Source organism: Streptomyces sp. NPDC031132 (assembly GCF_055570595.1).
Genome location: NZ_JBVIGX010000003.1, coordinates 319,157 through 331,471 on the forward strand (window position 1 = coordinate 319,157; position 12,315 = coordinate 331,471).

Genomic DNA, 12,315 nt, shown 5'->3' on the forward strand with positions numbered 1-12,315 from the left:
CGGAATCGGGCCGGAAGGATCAAGACCGCTTGGCGGGCGGCTCCCAGCCGCTGAGCACGACGTCGAACTGCTGGCGGGTGGTGTCCCAGTCGGCGACGGGGCTCGACATGTAGATCGCGTACTCGGTGTTGTCCGGGGTCATGTACATCTGCTCGATGGCCCGCCGCGGGCCCGGGAAGCTCACCTTCTCGGTCCACTTGAAGTCCCACAGCGCGCCCCGGACGCTGCCCCGGAAGGTGTTCTGGTTCAGCAGCTGCTTCTTGTAGTCCGTCCGCTTCGCCACCTGCTTCTCCAGGTCGAGCAGGTGCGCGTACGGGTTCTCGTAGTCCGGGGTGGGGTCGACGGCGATCCGGATGAGGTGCTTGCCGTTGTCCGGGGTGTAGTCGATCTGGTCGCCGTTCGTCTGGCGCTTCCAGCCGTTCGGCACGAACAGCGTGAAGCCCGCCACCGGGTCGGTGACCTCGCTGTAGCCCGCCGGAGGGGCGTCCTCGCCGTCGCCGTCCTGCTCGTCGGGGGCGCTCGCGTTCTTGTCGGAGCCGCCGCCCGCATCCGCGTCGCCGGTGAACTTCAGCACGCCGAACACGGCGCCGCCGCCGACCAGCGCCGCCACGAGGGCGATGGCCGCGGCCCGCTTGATCCAGCCCGTGGCCGGGCTCCCCGCTGCGGGTGCGGGCCCGGCCTGTTCGGGCAGGGCCGCCGTGCGCGCCTGATCGGGCGTGGGGCCGGCGGGCGGGACGGGCGCGGTCGCGGTACCTGCTCCGGCTCCGGCACCGGCTCGCGTGCCGTTCTCGGGCTCCTGGGCGTGGGCGTCGGTGAGTTCGTCCTGAGTCACCGCGCGGGTGGGCACGTACGCGTGCGCCGCCTTCGGCTCCCGGCCCTCCATCGCCTCGATCAGCATCCGCTCGGTCTCCTGGGCCGAGGGGCGCTCGTCCGGATCCTTGCGCAGCAGGGCGGTGATGACCGGCCCCAGGGCCCCCGACTGCCGCAGCGCCGGGGGCTCGTCGTTGACCACGGCCTGCAGGCTGGAGATGGGCGAGGTGCGGCGGAAGGGCGAACGGGCCTCGACGGCCGTGTACAGGGTCGCGCCCAGCGACCACAGGTCGGAGGCCGTACCGGGGGTGCCGCCGGTGACGCGCTCCGGAGCCAGGTAGTCGATGGAGCCGACGATCTCGCCGGTCCGTGTGATGGAGGAGTCGCCCTCGATCGCGGCGATCCCGAAGTCCGTGAGCAGGACCCGCCCGTCCTTGGCGAGCAGCACGTTGCCGGGCTTCACGTCCCGGTGCAGGACGCCGACCGCATGCGCGGCGCGCAGCGCGCCCAGTACGTGCAGCCCGATCCGGGCCGCCTCGGTGGGCTCGATCCGGCCGGCCGCCTTGGCCGCTTCCGCGAGGGAGGGGCCGTCGATGTACTCCATGACGATCCACGGCCGGTCGTCGTGCTCCAGCACGTCGTGGACGACGACGACCGCCGGGTGCTGGATCCGGGCCGCGGCCCGGGCCTCCTTCTGCGTCCGGGCGTGCAGGACCTCCCGGTCGGCCTGGGCGACGTACAGACCCGCCGTCAGTTCCTTGACGGCGACGGTCCTGTGGAGCAGCTCGTCATGCGCGCGCCACACCTTGCCCATGCCGCCGCTGCCGATGGGCTCCACGAGCCGGTACCGGCCAGCGAGCACCGCACCCGCACCTGTCTGCTGTTCCACGAAACCCCGCCACTCTGTGCACTTCGGGCCAGATTACGGAGCGCCCGGGGCTCCTGGAACCGTGAAGGCACGGTTCCGGCAGCACTGTGACGCAATCGCCGTACTGAGTCACCGTCAGTCGGCCTCAGCCACCGGATTTGTAACTCGCCGTGGCCTTTTCGAAGACCTCGGTGACCTTGCCCTCCCCGTCCTGCGGACCGGTGACCATGACGACGTGGTAGCTGCCGCCGAGCGCCACGACGAAATTCCGGGCGACGACGCTGCGGCCGTTGCCGTCGATCCACGTGTACCGGCCGGTGACGCGGAGCTGGTTGCCGACCTTCGTGGTCTTGACGTCGCCGCCGCTGGCCCAGGTGGAGGACCGGTACGGGGCCAGCTCCGGCTCCTTGTCCTTCTGGTACGTCGCCGGATCCGGATTGCCGTCGACCTTGTCCCGGCCGGGGACGACCGTCAGGACGTACTCCCCGTCGGTGTAGCGGACCTGCCCGGCCTCGTTCATGCCGCGCCGCTCCCAGCCGCCCGGAACGGCGATCTCGAAGTGCTCGGGGTCCTGCTGGGTCGTGTACCCGGGCGGGGCGGGGGCGGGGGCCCCGGTCTGCGGGGTCTGGGGGGTCTGGCTCTGCTGGGGCGAAGCCGCAGCCGAGGTGGAAGCGGAGGGCGGCGGGGACTGCTGCGCCACCGGGGTCTTGTCGTCGGCGTCCCCCCGACTCCCGTCCCCGGGCAGGAAGAGCATGGCGTAGGCCACGGCCCCGGCGAGCAGGGCGAGGATGCCGACGAGCAGGATCCGCCCGAGGGAGCGCGGCTTGCGGGAGGGGGCGGGATTGCGGTGCCGCCCGTGCAGGTCGCCCCGCCGTCGTACGACGGGCAGCCGCGCGGGATCCGGCTCCGGCATCGGGAGCGCGGCGAGGCCGCCGTCCGGCTCGGGGGCGGACCGTACGAGCGAGCGCAGCCAGCCGCGGAGCTCCTCGAAGTCGGGGCGCTCGGTGGGGTCCTGGCGCAGCAGCGACTCCACGACCGGGCGCAGCGGGCCGCACTCCTCGGCGAAGGCCGGGGACTCGGCGCAGACCATCTCGACGAGTTCGGTGACGCTCTCCTCGGGGTACGGGGCGTGGCCCTGGACGGCCCGGTACAGCAACGCGCCGAGCGCCCAGAGGTCGGTGGCGGGCCCGACGGGGGCGGCCAGCTGCCAGGGGCCCGTGACGGGCCCGGCCTGCTCGGGGGCCCACCGCTCGGTGACGGCCCCGACGACGGCCATCCGCGTCTGCCGCGCCCGCTCGGCATCCAGCCCGCTCCGGATCCCCCCGGCCCCCCAACCCCCGCCGTCCCCGGGCCGGCCCGGGGACGGGTACGAGGCCGCATCCGGAGCCCCTCCCCCCTGCAGCCGAGGCGGGCCGGGCCGGAGTGGGGCATCCGGCTCGCCGGGGAGCGCGTACGGGGCGGTATCCGGGCTTCCGGTCTCCTGCCGCGGGGCACGGCCGGGGAGGTACGAGGCCGTGTCGGGGCCCTCGGCCCCGTTCTGCCGAACAGGGCCGGGGTCGCCCGGGGGCAGGTACGAGGCCATGTTCGGGCCCTCGGCACCCTGCAGCGAGGGAGGGGGGTCGGCCTGGTGGTAGCCCTGGGGCAGGGCGAGTTGTGCGGGCAGCGCGGGACGGGGCGACGCCGGGTCGGGCGGCGACGCGGGTTCGGGCTCCGGCTCCGGCTGTTCGGCGGCGGGAAGGGCGGCCTGCCGGCGCGGGGTGGCTCCGTGCCACGGCGCGCTCGTACCGGTCTCCGGGCCGCCGTACGGGTACGAGTACCCCTGCGGGAGGTTCGACCCCTGCGGCCTCGGCTCCGGCGCGGGCTCGGATCCGCCCTTGCGCTGCTCGGTGACCCGCGCGGCGGCGGCCTGTGCTCCCGCTCGGTACGCGGCGATGGCCCCGGCCCGGGCGGCGGCCTTGGGGTCGGGCCGCTCCCCCGTCGCACGGGGGGTGATGTGGTCGGAGTAGCGCGGTCCGGTGTCGTACCCGGGCGCCACGAGGGGCGCGTAACCGCCGGCGGCCGGACGGGCATCCCGCCCGGCGCCCGCCGACCCGTCCGGGTCCCCGCCCTGGGAGTCCCGTACGGCAAGCCCCGCACCGGGCCCCTGGGAGTCCGTGGGCCCCTGGGAGTCCGTCCCCGCACCGGGCGGCGTGCCCCAGCCCTGATCCCCGCCGGGGTTCGGCGCCGCGTCCCGGACCGGACCCGCGGCTAAGGCGGCCGTACCCGAGTTCGGTGACGCCGGGGGCGGCGTGCCCCGGACCGGACCGGCCCCGGGGTTCGGGGAAGCCGCGGGGGGCGAGCCCCAGCCCCGGGCCGGGGCGGCGTCGGGCGGGGGCGGGGTCCGGCCGGCGGACTCGCCCGGGTTCGGCGGGACCGGGTCGTAGCCGCACAGGGCGTCCTCGGCGGCACCCGCCGCCAGCCCCGTCAGCACGACCCTCCCGTCCTCGCATATCAACACGGTCCGGACCGTGATGTTCCGGTGCGTCCAGCCGTGCGCGTGCAGCACCCGCAAGGCGGTCAGCACGTCCGCGGCGACCTCCGCCGCCCGGTACGGGCTGAGCGGTTCATCGGCGATCAGCGCGGCCAGCGGACGCGCGGGCACCAACTCGCTCACTATCCACAGCGACCCGCCCTCGGCGAACACGTCGAAGACCTGGTCCAGCCGCGGATGGTCCGGCACGGACGCGGCCGCCTGCGCGGCGGCGATGGCCCTGCGCACGGCCGGCAGATCGCCGGCCGCCCGGCGCCCCGCCGTCATCGGGGCCCGAGCCGCGCCCCCGGTGGTCGCATCGCCGTCCAGCAGCTCGGCATCCACGAGCTCCGGCAACGGCACCTGCCGTACCAGGACTTCCTGCCCGCTGCGCGTGTCGAAGGCGCGGGTCTCGACCAGCTCGTACTCGTCCGACGGCGGCAGCGGCAGACGGTAGCGGTCGGCCAGGATCCGGCCCGCGTAGTCCTCCACTCCGCCTCCCCCGAGTGCTGGGGGCGCAGGTGTCCCATGGCCCCGCAGCCACGATACGTCGCGCAGGGCGCCCGCGTCCCGGGCCTGGGAAGGCTCGTGGCGAGCGGCTGCTCAGCCGAGCGGCTGGAAGGTCGCGAACGCCGTGTTGCGCATCGTCGTGCACTCCGGACCGTCCCACTGGTCCGCCGCGCAGCTGATCATGATGGCGTATCCGTGCTTCGCGTCCACCTTGAAGCCGCGGTTGAGCACCCGGACCTTGATGCCCTTCTGCTCCCGCTCGAACTCCCAGTCGGCGACGGTCGGGTAGCCGTTGTACTCCGTCGCGTCGATCCGGATCGTCCGGTAGTTCGTGCTGGAGCTCGCCGTTCCGGCGACCGCTTCCGCCCACGCGGCGCGGGCGTCGTTGCCGGGGCTGGCCGTGTAGTCGACCTGGATGCGGGGGAAGCCGCCGTCGCGGCTGTATATGGCGCCGGAGTTCTCACCGGCTATGCCCGTCACCTTGAAGCCCGACGGCATCGCCATGGAGAAGTGGAACCCAGGGTCCGTCACCTTGGCGTAGCCGTCCGGCAGTCCGCCTCCGGGACCGCCCGGCGAGGTGCCCTGGCCCTGGCTCTGACCTTGGCCCTGACTCTGGCCCTGGCCCTGCCCCTGGCCCTGCTGCCCGCCCGGGGACTGCCCCTGGCTCGGCTCGGTGCCGCCGGTGCCGGTGCCGGTGCCGGTGGTGCTGCCGCTGCCGCCCTTGCCCGCGGTGGCGTTGGTGTCGCCGGTCTTGCCGGACGCGCTGGGGTTCGGCGTGCCGGAAGCCGTCGTACCCGGGCCGCCCTTGCCCTCTTCCTTCTTGCCGGACGGGTCGTCACCGCTGAACGCGTACGCGATCAGGGATCCGATGACGGCGAGCACGACGACCACACCCGCTATCGCGAGGGCGATGGTGCGGCGGGACATGACGTCGGTGAGCGGCGCCGCGACCGGCGAGCGCTTGCCCGTCGCCGGGGGCTCGGCCGCCGAGGCCGCCGTCGTGGCCGCTGCGGCTGCCGCAGCCTTGCGGGTCGCCTTCAGCGCAGCGCGGGCCCGGTCGCGCTGCTCGCGCTCGAGCCGCTCGCGCTCCTTCTTCTCCGCCTTCTCGGCGGCCTTTTCGGCGGTGACCTTGGCCGCGGCCTCCTTGGCGTCGGCCAGCGAGATCTGCCGGGTCTCCTCGACGGCCGGGGCGAGGACCGGGGCGGGGGCCGGCTCCGGCGCGTTGACGACGGCGGTGAGCATCGCCCGGGCGCGCGCGTCGTCGAGGCGACGGGCCGGGTCCTTGGCCAGCAGGCCGTAGATGACCTCGGTCAGCGGACCCGCGTTCTTGGGCGGATCCACCGGCTCGGTCATCACGGCGGTGAGGGTGGCGAGCGCGGACCCCTTGTCGTACGGGGGCACGCCCTCGACGGCGGCGTAGAGCAGTCCGCCGAGGGACCACATGTCGGCGGGCGGGCCGGGCTTCTGGCCGCGGGCGCGCTCCGGGGAGATGTACGAGGGGGCGCCGACGAGCATGCCGGTGGAGGTGACGGAGGGGTCGCCCTCGACCTGGGCGATGCCGAAGTCGGTGAGGACGACGCGGCCGGTGCGGGCGATGAGCACGTTGGACGGCTTCACGTCCCGGTGCAGGATGCCCTGGCCGTGCGCGGCGCGGAGCACGTCGAGTACGGCGAGGCCGACCTCGGCGGCGCGGTGGGGGGTCAGCGGGCCCTGTTCACGGATGAACTCGGCGAGCGAGGGACCCTCGATGAGCTCCATGACGATCCACGGGCGGCCGTCCTCGTCGACGACGTCGAAGACGGTGACGGCGCCGCCGCTGCGGATCCGGGCAATGGCCTTGGCTTCGCGCAGGGTGCGGGTGATGAGGCGGCGCTTCTCGTCCTCGTCGACGCCGCTGGTGAAGCGGAGTTCCTTGACGGCGACCGTCCGGCCGAGGGTCTCGTCCTCGGCGCGCCAGACGGTGCCCATGCCGCCCTTGCCGAGCACTTCGCGCAGCCGGTAGCGCCGCGCGAGCAGCCGCCCCTCGGCTCCCGCGCCCTCGGCGGCCTTGGCGGCAGCCGCCTTGACGGCGGCCGCAACGGCATCGGCCTTCTCGACGACGGAATTCCCCGCCGCCGCGGGCTTCGCCGCAACAGGCTTCTTGTCCTCCGGCTCGGCCGGCTCGGCAGACGCCGCGGCAGGCGCGCCGGCAGGCTTCGCGCCCGCGGGCGCACCGCTACCGGCCCCGCCCGGGGCGGACTTACCCGCCTCGGCGGCGCCAGTGGCAGCAGCCGCCGACCCGGCAGCAGCCGCGGGCTTGCTCAGATCCGCCTTTGCCGCAGCAGGCTTCTCGGCCTCCGGCTCCGCCGGCTCGGCGGCAGCAGCGGGCTTGCCCAGGTCCGGCTTCGCCGCAGGCGGGGCGGCAGGCTTCGCAGCGTCAGGCTTTGCAGCTTGCGGCGCGTCAGGCTTTGCAGCTTGCAGCGCGTCAGGCTTCGCCGTCGGCGACTCCGGCTCCGCCGACACAGGCTTCGCCCGGTCCTGCTTCGCCGCAGGCGACTCGGTGGGCGACTCGGTGTGCTCCGGCTTCGACATGCGTCCCCTCTGCGATCGTGCCGCCTGCTCCGGCTGCCCCGGCAGCCTCCGGGGTCCCCGGTGGCCCGCCCCGGGAGAACCCGCGCGGTAACCCGCCCCGGCGGAACCCTCATTGTTCCTCACTCCGCAACGGACGGGCGCCCCGGGTCCGCGGTTCCCCCCTCTGCATCCCGGAGTTACAACGGAACGATGTCCGGAGCCCCCAACCGCGCCGCATCCGCCGTCTGGTCGTCCGGCTGACGCTGCGATTCCCGTTCCGCCTGTACCCGCTTCTCGTAGTGTTCCACTTCCTTCTCGATCTGCTGCTTGTCCCACCCCAGGACCGGAGCCATCAGCTCCGCACACTCCCTCGCCGACCGCGTCCCCCGGTCGAACGTCTCGATCGAGATCCGCGTCCGCCGCGTCAGCACGTCGTCCAGGTGCCGCGCCCCCTCGTGCGAGGCCGCGTAGACCACTTCCGCCCGCAGGTAGTCGTCCGCCCCGCCCAGCGGCTTCGCCAGCCCGGGGTCCGCCGCGATCAGGTCCAGCAGTTCGTCCGTCATCGAGCCGTACCGGTTCAACAGGTGTTCCACCCGCACCACATGAAGGCCCGTCCGGGCCGCCGTCCCGGCCCGCCCGTTCCACAGCGCCCGGTACCCCTCCGCTCCCACCAGCGGCACGTCCTCCGTCACGCACTCCGCGACCCGCTGGTCCAGCCCGTGCACCGCCTCGTCCACCGCGTCCTTCGCCATGACCCGGTACGTCGTGTACTTGCCGCCCGCGACCACCACCAGCCCCGGCGCGGGATGCGCCACCGTGTGCTCGCGCGAGAGCTTGCTCGTCGCGTCCGACTCCCCGGCCAGCAGCGGCCGCAGGCCCGCGTACACCCCCTGCACGTCGTCCCGCGTCAGCGGCACCGCCAGCACCGAGTTCACCCGCTCCAGCAGGTAGTCGATGTCCGCGCTGGACGCCGCCGGATGCGCCTTGTCCAGGTCCCAGTCCGTGTCCGTGGTCCCCACGATCCAGCTCCGCCCCCACGGGATGACGAAGAGCACGGACTTCTCCGTCCTCAGGATCAGGCCCGTCGAGGAGTGGATCCGGTCCTTCGGGACGACCAGGTGGATCCCCTTCGACGCCCGGACGTGGAACTGCCCCCGCTCCCCGATCAGGGCCTGCGTGTCGTCCGTCCACACCCCCGTCGCGTTCACGATCTGCCGCGCGCGGATCTCGTACTCGCCGCCGCCCTCCACGTCCTGCACCCGCGCCCCGACGACCCGCTCCCCCTCGCGCAGGAAGCCGACCACCCTCGCCCGGTTGGCGCACTGCGCCCCGTACGCCGCCGCCGTGCGCACCAGCGTGGCCACGTACCGCGCATCGTCCATCTGGGCGTCGTAGTACTGCAGGGCCCCCACCAGCGCGTCCTTGCGCAGCGCCGGAGCGACCCGCAGCGCGCGCTTGCGCGACAGGTGCCGGTGCACCGGCAGCCCCCGCCCGTGCCCGCTGGACACCGACATCGCGTCGTACAGCGCGACGCCCGATCCGGCGTAGAACCGCTCCCAGCCCTTGTGCTGCAACGGGTACAGGAACGGCACGGGCTTCACCAGGTGCGGGGCCAGCCGCTCCAGCAGCAGGCCGCGCTCCTTCAGGGCCTCCCGCACGAGCGCGAAGTCCAGCATCTCCAGGTACCGCAGGCCGCCGTGGATCAGTTTGCTCGACCGGCTGGAGGTGCCGGACGCCCAGTCCCGGGCCTCCACCAGCCCCGTCGAGAGGCCTCTGGTCGCGGCGTCGAGGGCGGTGCCGGCGCCCACCACGCCCGCGCCCACCACCAGCACGTCCAGTTCCCGCTCGGCCATCCGGGCGAGCGCCTCTTCGCGCTGGACCGGCCCCAGTGTCGCTGTCCTCACGGCTGCCTCCCGTTCGGTGCGGGTGTTACCCGCTCGGTGCGGGTGATCCCACTCACATCCCCCGCCCTCGATTCTGACCCGCCGCACCCGACTCAGCCACCGCCTGTGGACAACACAACGGCGACCATCACCCCGTAATACGACACATCGGTCATATATACGCCTAGTCTGACATCGCGCCAGCTCCACACCTGGACCCGCACGGTCCACAGGACTTGCGCACCCAGCCCCCTCATGCATGCCAGGGAAGGGACGGCACCCCATGCCCGCAGATCTCGCCGTCATCGGACTCGGCCACCTCGGCCTCCCGCTGGCCCAGGCGGCCGTCGCCGCCGGAATCGAGACGGTCGGCTACGACAGCGGTCCGGTCACGGACTCCACCCTCACCGCCGCCGAGGTCCGTCGCATGTCGGCCGCCGGCTTCCGGGTCACCACCAACCCCGCCGAACTCGGCCGGGTCCGCACCGCCGTCATCTGCGCCCCCACCCAGCTCGGCGCCGACCGCGCGCTCGACCTCTCCGCCGTCGGCGAGGCGGGCCGCACGCTCGCCGCCCGGCTGCGCCCGCACACCACCGTCATCCTCGAATCAGCCGCCCACCCCGGCGTCACCGAGGACTACCTGCGCCCGATCCTCGAGGCCGGCTCCGGGCTGCGCGCCGGCCGGGACTTCCACCTGGCGTACTCCCCCAGCCGCTTCGACCCGGGCAACCGGACCCACGGCGTCGCCAACACCCCCAAGGTGATCGGCGGGCTCACCCCCGCCTGCACCGAGTCCGCGCACGCCTTCTACGCCCGCCTCACCGAGAAGGTGGTCCGCGCGCGCGGCCTGCGCGAGGCCGAGACCGTACAGCTCCTGGAGACCAACTACCGGCACGTCAACATCGCGCTCATGAACGAGATGGCGGTGCTCTGCCACGACCTCGGCGTCGACCTGTGGGACGTCATCCGCTGCGCCGAGACCAAGCCGTACGGATTCCAGGCCTTCCGGCCCGGCCCGGGAGTCGGCGGCCACAGCGTCCCCCTCGACCCCAACTACCTCCCCCACACCACCCGCACCCCGGGCCACCCCCTGCGCATGGTCGGGCTGGCGCAGGAGATCAACAGCCGGATGCCCCAGTACGTCATCCAGCGCTCCGCCACCCTGCTGAACGAGCACGGGAAATCGGCCCGCGGGGCCCGGGTCCTGCTGCTCGGCGTCACGTACAAGCCGGATCTGGGCGACCAGGAGGGCTCTCCGGCCTGCGAGATCGCCAGCCGCCTCCTCGACCTCGGCGCGCTGATCAGCTACCACGACCCGTACATCGCCGGATGGCGCGTCAGGGACCAGCCCGTCCCCCGTGCCGAATCGTTGTACGAGGCCGCCGCGAACGCCGATCTGACGATCCTGCTCCAGCACCACCGCACGTACGACCTCCAAGGTCTGGCGGTGAAGGCACAGTTGCTGCTGGACACCCGCGGCGCCAGCCCGGCGGGCGCGGCGCACCGGCTCTGACCACGCCCAAATCCCTTCTCCGGATGTCGCAGCCGACTGCTAGCCTGCGGCGACTTATCTCGCACATACGTCCTCGGTGCCCTGCGTTTCCTGCGCACGCCCACGCGTATGCCCGAATCCCTGGGGGGGATTTCTCCATGAGCCAGCACATCCAGCCGCCCGCGCCCGACTCCGTGACCCCGGCCGTCCCGTACCCGGCCGAGCCCGCCCGGACCGGCAACATCGGCCTCGGCATCGTCGCGGCCGTGGTCGCCGCCCTGGCCGCGGCCGCTGCGTACGGCGGGATCATGAACGCGATCGACCGCCAGGTCGGCTACGCGGCGGTCGGCGTGGGCATCCTGGTCGGCTTCGCCGCCGGAAAGCTCGGCGGCAAGAACCCCGTGCTCCCCGTGGTCGGCGCGATCCTCTCGCTCGGCGCCGTCTACCTCGGCCAGCTGTTCTACATCGCGCTGGCGCTGGCCGACTACGGCAACGTCGGCCTCGGCGACGTCCTGAGCCACGCGGGCGTCGGCGGCCTCAACGACATCTGGCAGGAGGGCGCGGAGGCGATGGACTACGTCTTCCTCGTCATCGGCGGCTTCGTCGCCTTCGGCACGGCCAAGAAGATCAGCGACTGATCGCTCCAAGGGACTCCCTGAGCAGGCACGTTCGGCAGAAATCCCTGTTGGCGACCGGTGCCGCGGCCATATGATCCGCGCGTGTCTGCTCACCCCCCGCCCGGCCGGCCCGTCTTCGAACCCGCCGACCGCGTCCCCGCCCTCGGCGCCCTGCGCGAGGCCGTCCTGCGCCACGACCGGGCCGCCGTGTCGGCCGTCTTCGAGGCGCACCCCGACGAGGACGACCGCGCCCTCGCCTGCCGGGTCGTCGCCGACATCTCCGACTGCGACGGGTTCCTGCAGCAGGCCGTGGAGCGCGACCCGCGGGACCCGCTGGCCCGGTCCCTGCTCGCCGACCGGCTGATCCAGGCCGGCTGGGCCATCCGCTCCGGGTACCGCGCCCAGCACGTGACGCGGCAGCAGTTCGACGCGTTCCACGCCCACCTGCGGCGCGCGGAGATGCTGCTCATCGACGTCTGCGCCGAGCACCCGCGGTACGCGCTCGCCTGGTACCTGCGCGTCATCACCTCGCGCGGCCTCGAACTCGGCCCGGGCGAGACCCGGCGCCGCTACGCCCGGCTCGCCGAGCACCACCCGCACCACTACTCCGGCCAGCAGCAGCTGCTCCAGCAGATCTGCCCCAAGTGGGGCGGAACATGGGAGTCCGCGCACCGCTTCGCCGAGGAGTGCGCGCAGGCCGCGCCGCCCGGGAGCCCGAACGGCGCCCTGGTGGCGATCGCGCAGATGGAGCAGTACGTGGAGCTGCGGGAGCGGGCGGGCGACCGGGCTGCGGAAACGTATCTGCGCGGCGCGGACACCCGGCAGGCCCTCCTCGACGCCGCCGCCCGCTCGGTCCTGCACCCGGCGGCCCGTGCCGAGGCGGACCAGCTCGTCGGCGCGCACAGCGCCTTCGCCGCCGCGCACTGCGCGGCCGGCCGGCACGCCGAGGCGGCTGCGCACTTCCGCGCCCTCGGCGACCGCGCGAGCGAGTTCCCGTGGGGCTACATCGGCGGCTCCGACCACGAGGCCGCGTTCACCCGCCACCGCAAGACCGCCCTGGCCAAGGGCTGAGGGGG

7 protein-coding genes are annotated in these 12,315 nt (G+C 73.7%); 3 read left to right on the forward strand and 4 right to left on the reverse strand.

The annotated features are described in order from the left end of the window. Positions 1 to 19: 19 nt before the first annotated feature. The 4 genes from ACZ49B_RS07130 to ACZ49B_RS07145 form a co-directional block, all read right to left on the reverse strand. On the reverse strand, positions 20 to 1,699 hold the full coding sequence (locus ACZ49B_RS07130) for a serine/threonine-protein kinase (RefSeq protein ID WP_468301336.1): 1,680 nt from the start codon (positions 1,697 to 1,699) through the stop codon (positions 20 to 22). Between the two features lie 124 nt (positions 1,700 to 1,823). Next, positions 1,824 to 4,679: a protein kinase family protein gene (locus tag ACZ49B_RS07135; protein WP_468301339.1), complete on the reverse strand. Its 2,856-nt coding sequence runs from the start codon at positions 4,677 to 4,679 to the stop codon at positions 1,824 to 1,826. 111 nt (positions 4,680 to 4,790) lie between these two features. Then, complete coding sequence (locus ACZ49B_RS07140; protein WP_468301342.1) at positions 4,791 to 7,268, reverse strand: serine/threonine-protein kinase; 2,478 nt, start codon at positions 7,266 to 7,268, stop codon at positions 4,791 to 4,793. Between the two features lie 176 nt (positions 7,269 to 7,444). Beyond that, on the reverse strand, positions 7,445 to 9,151 hold the full coding sequence (locus ACZ49B_RS07145; RefSeq protein WP_468301345.1) for a glycerol-3-phosphate dehydrogenase/oxidase: 1,707 nt from the start codon (positions 9,149 to 9,151) through the stop codon (positions 7,445 to 7,447). A 262-nt stretch (positions 9,152 to 9,413) separates the two neighbouring features. On the opposite strand from ACZ49B_RS07145, the gene ACZ49B_RS07150 reads away from it, so the two are divergent. The 3 genes from ACZ49B_RS07150 (at position 9,414) to ACZ49B_RS07160 (ending at position 12,310) form a co-directional block, all read left to right on the forward strand. Beyond that, complete coding sequence (locus tag ACZ49B_RS07150; RefSeq protein ID WP_468301348.1) at positions 9,414 to 10,643, forward strand: nucleotide sugar dehydrogenase; 1,230 nt, start codon at positions 9,414 to 9,416, stop codon at positions 10,641 to 10,643. Between the two features lie 137 nt (positions 10,644 to 10,780). Then, entirely contained in the window at positions 10,781 to 11,260 is a 480-nt protein-coding gene (locus ACZ49B_RS07155) for a hypothetical protein (protein ID WP_468301351.1), read from the forward strand. 81 nt (positions 11,261 to 11,341) lie between these two features. Further along, entirely contained in the window at positions 11,342 to 12,310 is a 969-nt protein-coding gene (locus ACZ49B_RS07160; RefSeq protein ID WP_468301355.1) for a hypothetical protein, read from the forward strand. Positions 12,311 to 12,315 lie beyond the last annotated feature (5 nt).

What these genes read in the sequence shown, in the direction of transcription:
- ACZ49B_RS07140 (WP_468301342.1), bottom strand. Translation starts at nt 7,268, where the DNA reads ATGTCGAAGCCGGAGCACACCGAGTCGCCCACCGAGTCGCCTGCGGCG.
- ACZ49B_RS07150 (WP_468301348.1), top strand. Translation starts at nt 9,414, where the DNA reads ATGCCCGCAGATCTCGCCGTCATCGGACTCGGCCACCTCGGCCTCCCG.
- ACZ49B_RS07155 (WP_468301351.1), top strand. Translation starts at nt 10,781, where the DNA reads ATGAGCCAGCACATCCAGCCGCCCGCGCCCGACTCCGTGACCCCGGCC.